Genomic DNA, 16417 nt, shown 5'->3' with positions numbered 1-16417 from the left:
CACTTCTGTTATTTGAGCAAAGCACCCGCATCGACGGGCAAGGAAACGCCGGTGACATAACGGGATTCGTCAGAGGCGAGGAACAGGACGGCGTTGCTGATGTCGGCGGCTTCCACCCAGGGCACCGGCAGCGTGTGCGTCATCTGTGAGAACGGGGCGAAGTCGTCGGGTCCGGGATTCTCCAGGTCCGGCCGAAACAGCCGGAACGTCACGTCGTTCATGGTCATCGGCGTGTTGACCTGGCTGGGATGGACCGAGTTCACCCGGATCATGTGCTGCCCCAGTTCGACGGCGAAGGCGCGCATCAGCCCGATCACCCCGTGCTTGGCGGCGATGTAGTGGCCGGTGTAAGCCATCGCCTTGTGCGACCCGACTGATCCGGTCAGGACGATGGAACCGCCGCGCCCGCCCGCGATGATGTGCGGCACACCGGCTTTCACGGTATGCCAGACGCCGGAGAGGTTGACGTCGATCATGTCCTGCCAGACGTTCTCGCGAATCTTGTGCAGCTTGTTGCCGAACGTGCCGATACCCGCGTTCGCGACGATGATGTCGAGGCGACCGAGTTGGTCGACGCCGCCGTCCACCGCGGCTTTGAGCGCTTCGTAGTCACGCACGTCGACTTGCGCGGTCACGATGCGCCGGTTGTGACCCTTCACCAGGTCGGCGGTTTCGGCGAGATCCTCGGGGGTCGAATGCGGGTAGGCCAGGTTGTCGATCGGCCCGCAGACGTCGATCGCGATGATGTCGGCGCCCTCCTGCGCCAGGTGCACCGCGTGACTGCGGCCCTGCCCCCGGGCCGCGCCGCTGATGAAGGCGACCTTGCCCGCGACCCGGCCGGTCATCCGGGCACCGCGGTGGGCAGGGTTTCCCAGCCCCGCACCGACGACGTCGGGCTGAGCGTGGCGTTCGCCAGATCGGGCTCCCACTCCGGGAATCGCTTGAGGATTTCTTCCAGGGCGACCCGGCCTTCCAGCCGCGCCAGCGCCGAGCCCAGGCAGAAGTGGGTGCCCACACTGAACGTGAGGTGCGGCCGGGGGTCGCGGTAAATGTCGAATTGGCCGGCGTCGGGCCCGAAATGGCGTTCATCGCGGCACGCCGACCCGAGGAGCATCATCATCACGCTCCCCTCGGGCACCGTCCGGTCATACAGGCTGACGTCGCGGGTCACGTACCGCGCCATGTGCGGGGCGGGCGGCTCGTAGCGCAGCAGCTCCTCGATCGCCTGCGGGATGAGTGCGGGGTTCTCGACAAGCTCACGACGCTGATCGGGGTGCTCCGCGAGCACCTTGCCCGCCCAACCGATCAGCCGCGTCGTGGTTTCGTTCCCCGCCCCGGCGACGACGTTGAGGTACACGAGGATTTCCTCGCGGGTGAGGCGCCGGTTGGAGCCCTTCTCGTCGACGAACTCGACATTGAGCAGTTCGGTCATGATGTCGTCGGACGGATTATCCGCACGCCAGTCGATGTAGGCCGCGAACTGCTCGCCCACCGACAGGCCGTGCTCGGCGGCGCTCATCGGCTTGCCGGGCTCGGTGCGTAGTTGGGCGTTGCCGCGATCGCGGATGTACTCCTGGTCTTCTTCGGGAATCCCGAGCAGCATGCTGATGACCTTCATCGGCATGATTGCGCCCAGGTCGGTGACGAAGTCGAACCGCCCCGACCCCACCAGTGGATCAAGGAGTTGAGCGCAGAAATCCCGGATCATCGGTTCCAGCGCGTTGATCTTGCGGGGGGTGAACATGCGTGACAACAGCTTGCGATGCACGTCGTGGATCGGGGGGTCTTCGAAAATCAGCATGCCCGAAGGGATCTCGAGGTTCGCCTTGATCAATTCGAGGATCACGCCCCGGGCCGAGCTGAAGGTGGCGTGGTCGACCAGCGCCTTGGTGATATCCGCGTATCGACTCAACGCGAAGAAGTCGTACTCGGCGTTGTAGTACAGCGGCGCCTCATCCCGCAGGCGGGCGAACATCGGGTACGGGTCGGCGATCAGGTCGACGTCGTACGGGTCGAAGTGAACATCGCTGTCGGTGCTCGTCGTCACGAAATCTCTCCTGCCGCTGCCATTTCCGAAATCGGTCCGGACGATTTGTACATTCCGCTTAATTGCGTCGCTCTAACAGGTTCGCGAGCGATTGGCCCTAAACCCTCTCTATTCTCGTAGAGAACCATACGGCGGGTGCCCTGGCAAGAGCCGGCGGGGCGAAACATCGTTGGCGCGCTCAACCCGAGGCGACCGCCCGCCGGCGGCCCGCCGGGGCGTCGCCGGTCCGGGTGAGCCGCCCCTTGCCCGAACTCTTCAGAACGCCGGTTGCGATTGCCGTCAGGATCCCGTCGAGTTGCTCGGGACTGTCGATGATGCGGTCGCCGTGGGCGAACCGCAGCAGCAGGCCGTTGATGAGGGTGAGCGTGATGTTGCTCAGGTCCTCGACCACGGCCGGCTCCAGTTCCCCACCGCGCGGCATGAGCTGCACCAGGATCTCCCGGTGCAGCTTGGTGAAGGCGTCCGTGGCCTGCTGCAGGATCGCGGCCAGCGCTGGATCGCGGGTGGCCTGCATCGTCAGCTCGTAGCGGGCCTTCGTCCGCGACAATTGCGGCTCGGTGCCGGCTTGGATCACCACCTGCGACAACCGCGACGGCGATGGGTGTGGGCGGGCGGTGGAGCCGTCGTCGGCGACCGATTGGAGGGTCGCCAGGTCCAGCTCGGCCAGCCGCTCGGCCGCCGCACGCAGCAGCGCCGAGCGGGTCCGGAAGTAGAACGAGGTGGTGCCGTCCGGAACACCGGCCCGGCGATCGACCTTGAGATGGCTCAGCCCCTTGGCGCCGTCTTGGGCCAACAGGTGAATCGCCGCATCACACAGGTCGCGGCGGCGCTCGGTGGGATTAGGCTTTCGTCGTTTGTCCATCGCGTCTTCTCGGACGGTGAGGGTACTCTATATTTGTAGTGCCCGTAAAGGGGTGACCGCGTGTGACCCGGCACTGGCCGCGAATCGCGCTGGGGTCAACCTTTTCTGCGGTAAATGTGTGGTGGAATGGCCAGATGGGCACCCGCAGGCTCTCGAGCGTCCTTTTGCTCGGCGCGGTGATGTGTGGCTGCCACTCAACGCAACATCGGCCCCCGCCCAGCACGTCGACCACCAGCGCGTCGCCCACGACGACCCCGTCGGCGGCGCCCGCGGTGAACATCCAGCCGTTACCGGTTCGACCGGTGCAGAAGTCCCAGCCGGCATCGCCCACCAAGTGCCCCGCGACGGATCCGGTCGCGCCCGCCGCGCCGGCCAGCATTCTGGTCGCCTGCGACCTCGCCAAAACCACCGTGTATACGTTGGGTCCGGAGACGATGCGTCTTACGCTTACCCGCGTCGACCAGCCCACGTCGCTGACGTCGGGTTTCTATGAGGTGAGTCTGACGATGGACCCTCCGTCGGCGGCGGCGTGGGCCGCATACACCGCCGCGCACCTGAAAGACCATGTGGCCTTCATTCGCGATGACATCGTTTTGGAAGCGCCGATCATCGAAGAACAGGTGACGTCCGGCAAGGTCGCGCTGACCACCCAAACCGCCCAGGCCGCCGACCAGTTGGCCCGGCTGGCGGGTCGGGGTGCCTGACGTGGACCGGCTCGGCATCGGCTTCCTGTGCGGATTCGGCCTTCCGCCAGTGGAATTCGTCGACCTCACCGCGGACCTCGGCTGCCGGTACATGTCGGCGGTGGTGCGGGGGCTGCCGTTGGTGCAGCTCGGATACCCGCCCTTCTCTTTGAAGGACGCGAGCCTGCGGCGAGAGGTGCTCGCCGCCATGGATCACCGCGGCGTGGCGATCTCGCTCGGCGACGGATTCCTGATCATGCCCGACACGCAGATGCACACGTTCGCAACCGATCTCGACGCGCTTGCCGAACTCGCCGTTCCCCGGATCAACGTCGTCAGCCTCGACCCCGACCTCGGCCGCACCTTCGACCGGTTCGCGATGCTGACCGAACTGGCCGCACAACGCGGCATCCAGACCGTCGTCGAACCGGTACCGGGCCTGACCGTCGGCGACGTGCCGACCGCGCTGGCCGCGCGGCAGCACGTTGGCCGGCCCGACTTCCGTTTGTTGATCGACACCATGCACCTGGTGCGATCCGGTTCCGGTGCAGTTGAGGTCGCGGCCATCGATCCCGGCCACATCGGATATGCCCAGCTGAACGACACGACGCTGCGGCCGCGTGCCGACAACTACATGGAGGAGGCCATGTTCGAGCGGATGGTTCCCGGCGAAGGCGAATTGCCGCTGCGCGACATCCTTGTCGCGCTTCCGCACGACATCGTGATCGAGATCGAAGTGCCACGACGGTCGCTGGCGCTGGAGGGGGTCAGCCCGATTGATCGCCTCCGGCCGTGTGTCGAGGCGGCGCGGCGCTTGTTGTCCGAATCGGGATCCGGGCCAACGGGTTAGCGCCTCAGCTCGGTTCGCGCAGGGGAAGGCCGGCGGCGCCATAGATCGCGTCGATGACGGTCATGTTCTCGATCGCGTCCTCGGGGGTCGTCTCGAACGGTACGCCGCGTAGCACCGCCGCGGCGAAAGCGTCCAGCTGATAGGCGTAGGAGGTGCGGCGCGGGAACCGCTCCACGCGTTTGCCGGCGGGCGTTCGGACGCTCAGCCGATTGATGAGGTGGGGCAGCACTGGGTTCAACACCCGCACCTCGCCGTGTTCGCCGACCACGCGGGCGCTGATCTGCAGCAACCGCGACGACCACATCGAGCAGCGCACCCGGCCGGTGTGCCCGCCCGCGAACTTCACCTCGGCCGTCATGGCCCGGTCGACCCGCGGGTCTCGCAATTTCGCCTGTGCCGACACGACTTCCGGGGTGGAACCGCCAAAAGTGCGGACCATGTGGACGGCGTAGCACCCGGCGTCCATCGTCGCCCCGCCGGCCAACGAGTAGTTGTAGCGGATGTCGGAGAATTTCGGCAGCGGGAAGCACAACGCGGCCTGGACCCGCTTGAGCTCGCCGAGCTCGCCGGAGGCGATGATCTCCTCGACGCGCCGGCTCAGCGGGTGATAGCGATAGTGAAATGCCTCCATCACCACCCGATCGGAATTCGCGGCCAGTTCGGCGATTTCGCGCGCCTCGGCGGCGTTGGCGGTGAAGGGCTTTTCGCACAAGACATGCTTGCCGGCGGCCACCGCGGCCCGGGTCCACCTGCCATGCAGCCCGTTCGGCAGCGGAATGTAGATCGCGTCGAGGTTGGGGTCGGCGATCAGTGCGTCGTAGCTGTCGTGCACGCGGGCGATGCCGTGTTTGTTGGCGAAGGCCTGCCCACGCGCGGCATCCCGCGCCGCGACGGCGGCCACCTCGACCTCGCCGTGGTGCTTCGCCGGGTTGACGAGCGCCTGGGGCGCGATGTTGGCTGCACCCAGGATCCCGAACCGGATGGGCTTTCCGTGGCCAGACACGGAGCTGACGCTAGCATCCGGTCGCGCCCGCTTCGGCGCTCAGCGACGGGCGAAAGCCGGTGCGTGCTCGGGACGAACCCCGACGCCGATGAAATACGCGGGCACCACCGACAGCCACGGGAGCCGCTCCACCAGGCCGAACACCGCCGCCGGCGGGGTGGGGTCGGCGCCGCGAAGGAGCGGCCCGAGCAGCCTGTTGGCCAATACCCGTTGCACCGCCTGGGTCACCGCGGTGGGAACCACACGGCGTCGGCGGACGGCCGCCAGGTCGCGATCGGTGACGCGGTGCCGCCGGAGCGGCTCAGCCAAGATGGTCGCGGCCGCCACGGCGTCTTGGACCGCCAGGTTGATGCCGACGCCGCCCAGCGGGGACATCGCGTGCGCCGCATCGCCGATGCACAGCAGCCCGTCAACGTGCCAGCGGCGCAACCGATTCACGTGGACGTCGAGATGCTTGACGTCGTCCATGGAATTCAGCGTCGCCACGGACGCGCCCGCTTCCGGTATCAGCGCGCTCACGTCGCGACGGAACTCCTCGATGCCTCGCGCGCGCAGCTGGGCGTCCGTGCCTTTGGGTCCGAGATACGCGATCTGGTTGTAGCCCTCGCGCGGGATCACGCCGAGACCCTTGCCCGGCGCGAAGCGGGGCAGGAAGGAGAATTCCTCATCGCCTTCGCGCGGCAACCTGAACCACCACACGTCGAAGTTCACCGGGAACTCGCGCGTCTTCAGTCCGGCCTCGCTTCGGGCGATCGACCAACGGCCGTCGCAGGCAATCGTCAACTCGGCCCGCAATTCACCGGGCCCGTCGGGTGCCAGGAAACGCACTCCAGTGACCCGGCCGCCCTCGCGCAGCAGCCCGGTGGCCTCGGTCCGCATCCGCAGGGTGAAGCTGGGCTCGACTTTGGCGGCCTCGGCGAGCAGGTTCAGCAGATCCCACTGCGGCACCATCGCGATGTAAGGGTGGGGCTGCCCGAGACGCCCGAGCCGCTCGAAGTCGATGTAGGTGACCGAGTGCCCATTCGCTTCGAATTTCGCCTTGCGAACCTCGCTGTAGTGCAACCTCGTGAAGCGCTCCCACAGGCCCAGCTCGTCGAGCAACCGCATGGTGGTCGGATGCACCGTGTCGCCCCGAAAGTCGCGCAGGAAATCACCGTGCTTCTCGAGCAGGGTGACCTCCACACCGGCCCGCGCCAGGAGCAGCCCGAGCACCATTCCGGCGGGGCCGCCGCCGACGACGGCGCACGTGGTTGTCTCAACCATCAGCGCTCAAGCATACGGCGGCGTTCAACCAAGCGCGGGCAGCACGTGGTCGCCCACCCGGTCGGTGGACAAACACAGCGAGCAGACGTACGCGCCGTGCGTGTGACACGTCAGCATGTCGGGCCGCTCGTAGTCGTGATGGCAGACATGGCACTTCAACTGTTCGGCCGAGGGGTTGCCGTGGTCGTCGTACATGGACAAGTCGATGCCGTCGTGGCTGCGCCGCAGGTAGTACTTGCCCTTCGTCGCGGCAGCGAGGATGGGGGGCATCACCAGCGCCAGGACGATCGCGACCAGCGGCGAGAAGGGCCGAAGCGCCGCGCCCAGGCCACCGAAGAACGCGATGATTGACAGCCCCGCCGCCACGAGCAGCGAACCGAAACCAACGGGGTTGATGGCATACAACATCCCGCGGCGGAACTCGGGTGCCTTGGGTGACAGCTTCAACAGGTATTTGTTGAAGACGATGTCGGAGGCGACCGCCACCACCCACGCCATGCCGCAGTTGGCGTAGAAACCCAGGATGGTGTTGAGAAAGTCGAACATGTTGGCTTCCATCAGGATCAACGCGATGACGAGGTTCACGCCGAGGAACACCACACGTCCCGGGTAGTGCTTCGTGACGCGGGTGAACGAATTGGTCCACGCCAGTGAGCCCGAATAGGCGTTCGTCACGTTGATCTTTATCTGGCTGATCACCACCAGAACCACGGCGAGCGTCAGCGCCAGCCAGTCGGGCATGAAATTGCGGTAGATCAGCAGGAACTGGTGGACCGGCTGGTTGGCGATCGGCGTGGAGCCGGCGACGTTGGAGATCAGATAGACGGCGAGAAACAGGCCGATGACTTGCTTGATCGCCCCGAACACCACCCAGCCGGGGCCGGCCAGCAGCATCCAGGTCCACCAGCTCCGGGCGTTGGCCGGCGTCCGGGGCGGCATGAAGCGAAGGTAATCGATCTGTTCGGCGATCTGGGCGATCAGCGACAGACAGACGCCGGCGGCCAACAATGTTGAGCCGATGTTCATTTGGCCGTTACCCACGCGGCCGCCGTAGGCGAAGAACTGGCCGATCGAGTCCGGGTGCCCGACCAGGAGGTAGACGAATGGCACCACCATCAGGATCAGCCAGAGCGGGGTGGTCCAAACCTGCAGCTGGGAGAGGACTTTCATGCCGTAGATCACGAGCGGGAAGATGAGCAGCGTTGAGCAGGCATAGCCCAACCACAGCGGCAGGTGCAGGCCCAGCTGGAGGCCCTGGGCCATGATGGAACCCTCGAGCGCGAAGAAGATGAACGTAAACGTCGCGAAGATGACGTTGGTGACCACCGAGCCGTAGTAGCCGAAGCCGCTACCGCGGGTGATGAGATCCAGGTCGACGTTGTAGCGCGCGGCGTAATAGGCCAGCGGCAATCCCGTCAGGAAGATCACGACGGCGAAGATTCCGATGCCGCACAAGGCGTTTGCGGTGCCATAGGAGATGCCGATGTTCGCGCCGATCGCGAAGTCGGCGAGATAGGCGATACCGCCAAGCGCCGAGATACCCACCACCGCCGTGGACCACCGCCGGTAGCTGCGCGGCGCGAACCGCAGTGTGTAGTCCTCGAGCGTCTCCCTGGCCGCGGTCAGGGTATCGAGGTCGGCGGCCGGCGTCGATGTTTGATTCTCGACGTCAGTCTCGATCTCCGGCGTCATCCCACCCCTCCGCGTCGCAAATACGAGCAGAACATAGCCGACGTATCTTGCGGTTTCCTGGGAGCGGTCTTACGCCTACAAGTCGGCGTCGAACACCGAGACGGGGCCGAGTAGCACGCCCGTCTCCTCAACGTAGCGGTCCCACAGCGCCAGCAGCTCGGCCAGCTTGTCGGGCCGCGCGGCGGCGAGGTCGTCGATCTCGCCGGGGTCGCCGGAGAGATCGTAGAGCTGCCAGGCTCCCGGACCGTACGGCGCGGGCAGATACACGGCCTTCCAATCGCCCTGTCGAATCGCGCGGCGGCCGAACAACTCCCAGCCGGTGCCGGTTTCGTCGCCATGGACCTTCTCGCTGTCCCCCGACAGATATGGCAGCAGCGAGCGGCCCCGCATGGGTTCGATCTCACGGCCCCGGTAGGCGGTGCCGGGATGTGTGACACCCGCGAGCTCGAGCACGGTCGGGGCGATGTCCATGACCGTGCTGAACGCCGTGCCGATCTCGGCCTGCCTCGCAAAGCCGGGCCACGTGATAAAGCCCACCACCCGAATCCCGCCCTCGGTGGTGAACGCCTTGTGCAGGCGCGACGGCGCCGTTGCGGCCTGCGCCCAGCGCGGGCCGTACCAGATGAACGAGGTGGGTCCGCCGAGGTTGTCGAGGCTGTTGTCGCAATACTTTTCGATCTGCGCGACGATCTCGGCGCCGCGAAGCGGCATCGCCTCGACCATCGCGCCCTCCGCGCCGTTGTCGGACAAGAAGATCACCACGGTGTCGTCCAGCTCGCCCGTGCCGGCCAGGTAGTCGATCACCCGCCCGATGTTGTGATCCATCCGGTCGACCATCGCGGCGTAGACCTCCATGCTGCGGGCCGAACGCGCGCGCTCGTCGTCGGTCATGGCGTCCCACTCGGGAGCGCCGTCGGCCACGACGGGATGCGCCACCACGTCGGGCGGGCACAGGCCGAGCTTCTTGAGCGCCTCGAGGCGGGCCTCGCGCAATGCGTCCGGGCCGTCGTCGTAGCCGCCGTGATACGGCGCAATGGATTCGTCCGGCGCTTGCAAGGGCCAGTGCGGCGCCTGAAAGGGCAGGTAGGCGAAAAACGGCCGGTCGTCCTCCGGGGGACGCTCGCGAAGGTAGCGCAGCAGGGTGTCGGCGTAGGAGTCGGAGGAGTAGAAGTCGTCGCCAACGGTGACGAACCGGTCGTCCTCGGTGTAAAGCGTTGCCACCGGCGAGAACCCGCCGCCGGCGCCCGGGCCGTAGTGGCTGGCGCCGGCAGGCAGCAACGCAAACGACCGCTCGAAGCCGCGGGCCCACGGGGAGGTCTCGATGGTGCCACCGAGGTGCCACTTGCCCGACATCAGCGTCAGATACCCGGCGTCACGCAGCAGCTCGGGCAAGGCCACGACCCGGTCGTTCAGGTAGCCCTCGTAGCCGGGCGCGCCCTCAAACCCGGGCATCGCGACCTCGAGCATCGTGCCGATGCCGGCGATGTGATGGTCGGTGCCGGTCAACAGCATCGCCCGGGTGGGCGAGCACGCCGGCGCGGAGTGAAAATCGGTGAACCGCACGCCGGCGTAAGCCAGCCGGTCCAGGTTGGGCGTGTTGATCTCGCCGCCGAATGCGCCGATATCGGAAAATCCGAGGTCGTCCGCCACGATCACTAAAAAGTTGGGTCGCTTCACGCTGAAGCATCCTGTCAGGTCCGGCGCCCGGAGGGAACGCTGCGGTGGCACGGATATTGTCGTTGGATGCTGGCACAGTTCGGGATGTCCATTCCGCTGGTCGCCGCCCCGATGTCGGGCGGTCCCACCACCCCAGCCATGGTGTCGGCCGCGACCCGGGCCGGTGCCCTGGGCATGCTGGCGGCGGGCTACAAAACCGTGGCGGCCGTCGAAGCGGAGCTCGAGAAGGTCCGCGCCGCGGGGATCCCGTTCGGCATCAACCTGTTTGCGCCGAATCCGCTGCCGGTCGATCCCGACAGCTACCGGGCCTACGCGGCAATCGTGCAGCAGGACGCCGACCAGTTTGGCCTGACCCTGCCGATGGAGCCGATCGAGGACACCGACAGGTTCGACGAGAAAATCGCGCTGTTGCTCGACAAGCCGGTCCCGATGGTGTCGTTCACCTTCGGGATACCGTCGCGCGATGTCATCGCGGCCTTGCGACGCGCCGACACCATCGTGGTCCAGACGGTGACAACTCCCGACGAGGCGGCGCTGGCCCACGAAGCCGGGGTCGACATGCTCGCCGTGCAAGCGGCCGCCGCCGGCGGGCATTCGGGCACGCTGTCGCCCCACCGGCCGTTAACGCCGGTGCCGATCGTCGACCTCGTCAAGCAAGTCGCGGCGAGGGTTCCGTTGCCGATCATGGCCGCCGGCGGGCTCGCCACCCCCGCCGCCGTGGCCGAGGTGATCCGCGCGGGCGCCATGGCGGCGGTCGTCGGAACCGTGCTGCTGCGCGCCACCGAGAGCGGTGCGTCGGCCACCCACCGGGCGGCCCTGACCGATCCCGCGTACACCGAGACGGTGATCACCCGGGCCTTCACCGGCCGCCCGGCGCGCGGCCTGCGCAACGCGTTCATCGACGCCCACGAAGCGCAGGCGCCGCTGGGCTATCCGGCGATTCACCACCTGACCACCGGGATGCGCAAAGCGGCCGCCGCGGCGGGCAAGCCCGACTACATCCACCTGTGGGCGGGCACCGGGTACCGGCACGCCACCGCCGAGCCCGCGACCGACATCCTGCGGCGGCTGGCATCCAAACTCTGATAGGTCGCTCTCATTCCGGGTTGGCTTCCCATGACGCGGCCCTTGTTGTAGCCTTCGTTTAGTATGTACTGAACGAACTAATCGAGGGCCATGTCACCGGACGAGACTGAGTTCGTCGACCGCCTCGGGCTGTTCTTCGAGCTCCTCGGCGCCACCCGCACCATGGGCCGGGTATACGGGTGGCTGCTGATCTGCGATCCGCCGCAGCAGTCGTTGACCCAGCTGGCCGACGCACTGTCGGTGAGCAAGGCGTCGATCAGCACCGTCGCGCGCCAGCTGCTCGAGGGCGGCATGGTGGAGCGCCTGCCGAGCCCGAACCGTCAACACCTCTACCGGGTCACGCCGGGCGGGTTCACCAGCGTCCTGGAAACGCAGCTGTCGCTGATGCGGCTGGGCATCGAGCCCGCCGAGTTCGCCCTGTCCGTGCTGGGCGAGGACCGCGCCGAGCAGCGGCAGCGCGTCGAGGACTTCCGCGATTTCTGCGAGTTCTGTACCCGGGACTATCGCGACCAGCTGATGCGGATGTGGACCGAATATCGGGAGGGAAGAAGACAACCATGACGACGACGGACAAAGTCGACTTCAGCGGCGTGGCGTGGGGATCGGTGGAATGGACGAATCTGTGCACGCTGTACCTGCGGGCGTACGAAAGCGGTTCGCCGGCACCGATTCTGGGCGACGCGGCGGCCGCCGAGGCGGTGGACCGCATCGATTACGACTGGGCCCGCATGCGACGCGCCATGCGGCCCGGATCCAACCAATACCTGGTGGCGATGCGCGCCAAACAGCTCGACGACTGGACCGCCGGCTTCCTGCGCCGCCATCCGAACGCCACCGTGCTGCACCTCGGGTGCGGCATGGACACCAGGGCCATGCGCCTGGCTCCGCCGAAAACCGTGCAGTGGTTCGACGTCGACCAGCCGGACGTGATCGCGTTGCGCCGCAAGCTCTACGAGGACCGCGACGGCTACCGGATGATCGGCTCGTCGGTGACCGATGAAACGTGGCTGGATGAGGTACCCACCGATCGCCCGACGCTGATGGTCGCCGAAGGGCTCGTCATGTATCTCACCGGACCCCAGGTGCGGGCGCTCCTGCACTCCATCACGGATCGATTCGGCGGCGGCGAGTTCGCCTTCGACACGGTGTCGCCGACGGGGCCGCGGCTGTCCAAGATCTTCACCAAGGGCATCACCAGGTGGGGCATCCGCGACGCGCGCGAACTCGAGCAATGGAACCCGCGGCTGCGCCTCCTCGAGCAGTCCTCCGTGGGCGCGCTCTGCGACCGCATCCCTTCGGCGCCGGTGCGGCTGATCTGGCGGGTGGTGAACGCCACCCCGATGCGGAACTACGACGTGCTCAATCGCTTCGCATTCTGACGCCCGGCACCGGCCGTATGGCAGTTCACGGACTGGGTGGGTGCGCCATCCTGCGGCCCCGGGCCGCGACGACGACGTCAGAATGCCTCGGGATCCCGTTGAACCTCGACCGGCACCGGGTGGCGATACAGGCGAGAAGCGTTCTCCCAGCTGAATTTCCGGATCACGTCCGGCGGTAAGTCACCGATTTGTTCGTGAATGGTCTGCTGGGTGTGCGGCCAGGTGGAGTCGCAATGCGGATAGTCGGCCTCCAACATGATGTTGTCCACCCCGATCCGGTCACGCTGCACGAACGACGACTTGTCCTCCACCGCGCAGAACCAGAAGTTCCGGGTGAACACCTCCGCGGGAGTGAGGCTTTCGCCCAGCGCCTGCCAGGTGCCGTACATCGCGTGATAGCTGAGCATGTGATCGAGACGGTCGAGCAACCCGGCCACCCAACCGATCCCGCCTTCCGACAAGCAGATTTTCAGGTCCGGGAATCTGCTGGGCAGGCCGGAGTACAACCAGTCGACCGCGGCCGAGATGGCATAGGCGAAGAACAGCACGCCCTGCACATCCGGTGGGGCATCGTCGGTGGTGGACGGCGACGACCCCGAGGAGCCGATGTGCAGGTTCACGACGGTGCCCGTCTCGGCGCACGCCGCGATCAGCGGGTCCCAGTGGCCGGAGTGGATGCTCGGCAGACCGAGCATCGCCGGGTTTTCGCTGAAAGTGACGGCGCGAAAGCCGCGTTCGGCGTTTTCGTAGATCATCTTCGCGCCGAGTTCGGGGTCCAGCAGCCAGGGCAACTGGCAGGCGATGATGCGGTCGGGGTATGACCCCGCCCAGACCTCGAGGTGCCAGTCGTTCCAGGCGCGCACGGCGGCCAGCGCCAGGTCCCGATCCGTGGTCACCTGCTGCAGCCGCTGGCCGGCGAACCCCGGAAGAAAGGAGGGGAAGTTCAGCGACGCATAGATGCCATTCAGATCCATGTCCTTGACGCGCTCGTGAATATCCCATGCGCCCCTGCGCATCTCGTCGAAGCGGACCGGCTCGAATCCGTACTCTGCGACCGGCCGCCCGACCACGGCGTTGAATCCGACGTTGGGCAATTCCCGGCCGTCGTAGACCCACGTCTGTCCCCCGTCACCGGTCTCAACGACCCTGGGGGCGCGATCGGCAAACTTTCGCGGCAACCGCCCCGCGAAGGTGTCCGGCGGTTCGACGATGTGGTCGTCGACCGAGATCACCGTGTAGCGGCGGGACGCCCGGGGCGGATCCGGCAGGAACGTGACGGAGCGTTGCTCGCCCGTCTTGGCCGTGGTGAAGTTCAGGTCACCGGCCAGCTCATCGATCGATTTCACTTGTCAATCTCCTTGCGGGGCAGGCGCTTGAATGTGCGATGGTGGTTCTGACTGTGCGGCCAGGGCGGGAACCACGGCCGAATTGCACCCTGTGCGCACACTCGACGCCGTGGCTGCACAATCGGCACCTCCTCACGTGAGCACATCGGTGTCCGCCCTGATGGTCATCCGAGCAGCCCCCGCCCAATACACGTCGGCGGCGCGTTCGATCAGCGACCGCTGCATGCCCGCCATGTCGGACCAATTCATCTTCACCGGGTCCTTGCCGGTGAGCATGACGTCGTAAGCCAGCTTGCATACCCGCTCGATCGACGCCGCCCGGTACACGGCTTCCGGCAGGTTGCGGCCCGTCGCGATCACGCCGTGGTTGGCCAGGATCGTGAGGTTGGCACCGCCGATGCGCGCGGCGAGGTCCGCGGCTCGGGCGGGGCTGTCGATTTCGCCGTCGTACGTGTCGACGAGGCACAGGTCGTCGAGGTACAGCGAGCCGGTCTGGTGCACCAGTTCGGGGAGCCTGCCCAGCGCGGCCAGCACGCACGCGTAATAGGGGTGGTTGTGAATGACCACCCGGGCGTCGCCGCGGACTCGGTGCAGTTCCGTGTGAATGTGGATGGCCGGGGTGACATCCCAGCGACCGCGAACCACCCGCGCGTCACTGTCCACCACGCAGATGTCCGAGGCGGTGAGCTCCTGCCACCACAGCCCCCACGGGTTGACCAACATGTCCGTTTGGCCGTCGAGCTGCCAGGTGATGTGCCCGGCCATGTTCTCCGCGAATCCGATGGCGGCCAGGTGGCGGAACGCGATGGCGAGGGCCTGTTCATGGGACAGCTCGACGCCGATCGGAGGCACCACCGATGGTGCCCAGACCTCGAGGCCACCCCGCCGTGCGTCAGGAGCGTTCATGATCGGCCTCCATCCTGGTTCGAATATCCTCGCGGAGCAGACCTTTGGCGACCTTGCCTCCGGACGATCGGGGAAGTTCGTCGACCACGATGAGCCGCTCGGGCAACAGCTCCTTGGAGACGCCCAGGGCCAACAAATGGTCGACGAGGCAGGGCAGGTCGATGGTCTGAGCGTTGACGAGTTCGGTGTAGACACAGACCTTTTCGCCGAACACCGGATCGGGCATCGCGACGGCCGCCGCCACGGCGACCGCGGGGTGGGTCGTCACGGCGTCCTCGACCTGGGTCGCGCTGATGTTTTTGCCGCCGCGCAGGATGAAGTCGGAGGTGCGTCCGGTCACGGTCAGGTAGCCCTCCGCGTCGATCTCGCAGAGGTCGCCCATGCGCATCCACCCGTCGGCGGTGAACAGCTTGTCGTGGTCGGCGCCGCCGAGGTACCCGAGGCTGGTCGCCGGGCCCCGGCAGGCGGGCTGGCCGCGCCCGGTCGCGGTGACGTCCCGATCTCCGTCGAAGAGCCGGACCGCCATTTCGGGAACGATCCGGCCGCCCGTGCGGAGTCGGCGTTCGCGTGGGTCATCGACCGTGGTGGCGCTGAGCAACCCGGTCTCGTTGGAGCCGTAGAATTGCAGGATCTTCGCGCCGGTGAGTTCCTCGAATTCGGCGGCCGGCCGGTACGGCAACGCCTCGCCGCCGGCGAAAACGACGCGCAGTGAACTCAGGTCATGCTCGCGGCACGCCGGGTCCGCCATCAGCATCGTCAATTGCGTGCTGACACAACACAACACGGTCACCCCGTGGCGCGCGATCGCCTCACACGCCGCACGCGCGGTGAACCGCTGCAGGATCACCGCGGTGGCACCGAGATAGATCGGGGTGGTGTGGCTGGTCCAGACGCCGAAGCCGAACGGCGTGGGTATGACCGGCAAGAAGACGTCATCCGGCGTCAGCAATCCGTTGGCGACGGCCTTCTGGTGGAAGTAGTGCCAACGGTTTTGTGTGTGCACCACGCATTTGGGCAGGCCGGTCGTCCCGGACGTGGAATTGATGAGGAAGACGTCATCGGGTCCCAGTTGTGCGTCCACCTCCAACGCCCTGGGCTGCGCGCACGCGTCGAACCGCAGCGCACCGGGACCACCGTCCATGACCAGGGTGGACACCGAGGCCTTCCCGGCCGCCTGCGCAGCGGCCGCGCCGCGCTCCGGGTCGCTGATCAGGATCTTTGGTTGCGAATTCCGTAGTATCGCAGCCACCTCGCGGGTCCCGGCGCGCGCGCCGATGCCGACCACGACGGCGCCGCACCGTTCGATCGCGACGAAAAGCACGTGGATGGCGGTGGAATCGCCGTGCCACACCGCGATCCGATCGCCGCGGCGCACACCGATTCCGGCCAGTTCCTCCGCCAGTTTGCTTGCCGCATGGCCGAATTCACGCCAACTCAGCGATGCGCCGAGATCGTCGACATAGGCGCGGCGATCCGGTGCGGATTCGGCGTTGCGACGCACCGCGTCCGACAGGGTCGAGTCCGACCACCAGCCGGCGGCGCGAAACAGGCCCGCATCCTCGTCGGCGAATGCCGGCGAGCCAACGGTATCCAGCCCACCGGCGCTCATCCCCAAATGATAGG

At 66.8% G+C, this 16417-nt stretch carries 15 protein-coding genes; 5 read left to right on the top strand and 10 right to left on the bottom strand.

The window, feature by feature from the left end:
• Positions 1–8 precede the first annotated feature (8 nt).
• The 3 genes from BN4348_RS40360 to BN4348_RS40350 form a co-directional block, all read right to left on the bottom strand.
• Positions 9–845: a mycofactocin-coupled SDR family oxidoreductase gene (locus BN4348_RS40360; protein ID WP_066912292.1), complete on the bottom strand. Its 837-nt coding sequence runs from the start codon at positions 843–845 to the stop codon at positions 9–11.
• On the bottom strand, positions 842–2047 hold the full coding sequence (locus BN4348_RS40355; protein ID WP_066912290.1) for a cytochrome P450: 1206 nt from the start codon (positions 2045–2047) through the stop codon (positions 842–844). The genes BN4348_RS40360 and BN4348_RS40355 overlap by 4 nt, the downstream gene beginning before the upstream one ends.
• A gap of 178 nt (positions 2048–2225) precedes the next feature.
• The gene (locus BN4348_RS40350) at positions 2226–2909 is read right to left on the bottom strand and encodes a TetR/AcrR family transcriptional regulator (protein ID WP_066912288.1); all 684 of its coding nucleotides are present in this window, start codon (positions 2907–2909) and stop codon (positions 2226–2228) included.
• Between the two features lie 134 nt (positions 2910–3043).
• Between BN4348_RS40350 and BN4348_RS40345 the strand changes: the two genes are divergently transcribed.
• On the top strand, positions 3044–3613 hold the full coding sequence (locus tag BN4348_RS40345; RefSeq protein ID WP_066912285.1) for a SecDF P1 head subdomain-containing protein: 570 nt from the start codon (positions 3044–3046) through the stop codon (positions 3611–3613).
• 1 nt (position 3614) lies between these two features.
• Complete coding sequence (locus BN4348_RS40340) at positions 3615–4442, top strand: sugar phosphate isomerase/epimerase family protein (RefSeq protein ID WP_066912282.1); 828 nt, start codon at positions 3615–3617, stop codon at positions 4440–4442.
• 4 nt (positions 4443–4446) lie between these two features.
• Here BN4348_RS40340 and BN4348_RS40335 read toward each other — a convergent pair whose 3' ends face one another.
• From BN4348_RS40335 to BN4348_RS40320, 4 genes are all read right to left on the bottom strand, one after another.
• A complete protein-coding gene (locus BN4348_RS40335) occupies positions 4447–5445 on the bottom strand; it encodes a Gfo/Idh/MocA family protein (RefSeq protein ID WP_066912279.1) in 999 nt (332 codons plus the stop codon).
• A gap of 39 nt (positions 5446–5484) precedes the next feature.
• Complete coding sequence (locus BN4348_RS40330) at positions 5485–6708, bottom strand: FAD-dependent oxidoreductase (protein ID WP_084454126.1); 1224 nt, start codon at positions 6706–6708, stop codon at positions 5485–5487.
• Positions 6709–6732: 24 nt separating this feature from the next.
• Complete coding sequence (locus BN4348_RS40325; protein WP_066912276.1) at positions 6733–8400, bottom strand: purine-cytosine permease family protein; 1668 nt, start codon at positions 8398–8400, stop codon at positions 6733–6735.
• 75 nt (positions 8401–8475) lie between these two features.
• On the bottom strand, positions 8476–10077 hold the full coding sequence (locus BN4348_RS40320) for an arylsulfatase (RefSeq protein WP_066912273.1): 1602 nt from the start codon (positions 10075–10077) through the stop codon (positions 8476–8478).
• A gap of 66 nt (positions 10078–10143) precedes the next feature.
• On the opposite strand from BN4348_RS40320, the gene BN4348_RS40315 reads away from it, so the two are divergent.
• From BN4348_RS40315 to BN4348_RS40305, 3 genes are all read left to right on the top strand, one after another.
• Positions 10144–11163, top strand: a complete 1020-nt coding sequence (locus tag BN4348_RS40315; RefSeq protein WP_066912270.1) for an NAD(P)H-dependent flavin oxidoreductase — start codon at positions 10144–10146, stop codon at positions 11161–11163.
• Positions 11164–11253: 90 nt separating this feature from the next.
• Entirely contained in the window at positions 11254–11724 is a 471-nt protein-coding gene (locus BN4348_RS40310; RefSeq protein WP_066912267.1) for a GbsR/MarR family transcriptional regulator, read from the top strand.
• Positions 11721–12542, top strand: coding sequence for a class I SAM-dependent methyltransferase (locus tag BN4348_RS40305; protein ID WP_066912264.1), 822 nt, complete (start codon positions 11721–11723; stop codon positions 12540–12542). Before BN4348_RS40310 ends, BN4348_RS40305 begins: the two co-directional genes overlap by 4 nt.
• A 77-nt stretch (positions 12543–12619) precedes the next feature.
• Here the strand turns inward: BN4348_RS40305 and BN4348_RS40300 are convergent, their stop codons facing one another.
• The 3 genes from BN4348_RS40300 to BN4348_RS40290 all read right to left on the bottom strand — a co-directional run bounded on the left by BN4348_RS40300 (position 12620) and on the right by BN4348_RS40290 (position 16403).
• A complete protein-coding gene (locus tag BN4348_RS40300) occupies positions 12620–13888 on the bottom strand; it encodes an amidohydrolase family protein (protein ID WP_066912261.1) in 1269 nt (422 codons plus the stop codon).
• Positions 13889–14020: 132 nt separating this feature from the next.
• Positions 14021–14794: a class II aldolase/adducin family protein gene (locus BN4348_RS40295; protein ID WP_066912258.1), complete on the bottom strand. Its 774-nt coding sequence runs from the start codon at positions 14792–14794 to the stop codon at positions 14021–14023.
• Positions 14781–16403 carry a class I adenylate-forming enzyme family protein gene (locus tag BN4348_RS40290; RefSeq protein ID WP_066912256.1) on the bottom strand — a complete coding sequence of 541 codons (1623 nt, stop codon included), beginning with the start codon at positions 16401–16403 and terminating at the stop codon, positions 14781–14783. Before BN4348_RS40290 ends, BN4348_RS40295 begins: the two co-directional genes overlap by 14 nt.
• Positions 16404–16417: the final 14 nt, after the last annotated feature.

This window comes from Mycobacterium interjectum (assembly GCF_900078675.2).
Classification (GTDB): Bacteria; Actinomycetota; Actinomycetes; order Mycobacteriales; family Mycobacteriaceae; genus Mycobacterium; species Mycobacterium interjectum.
The sequence above is the reverse complement of the archived record's forward strand: the minus strand, read 5'-3'. Positions and strand labels throughout refer to the sequence as shown.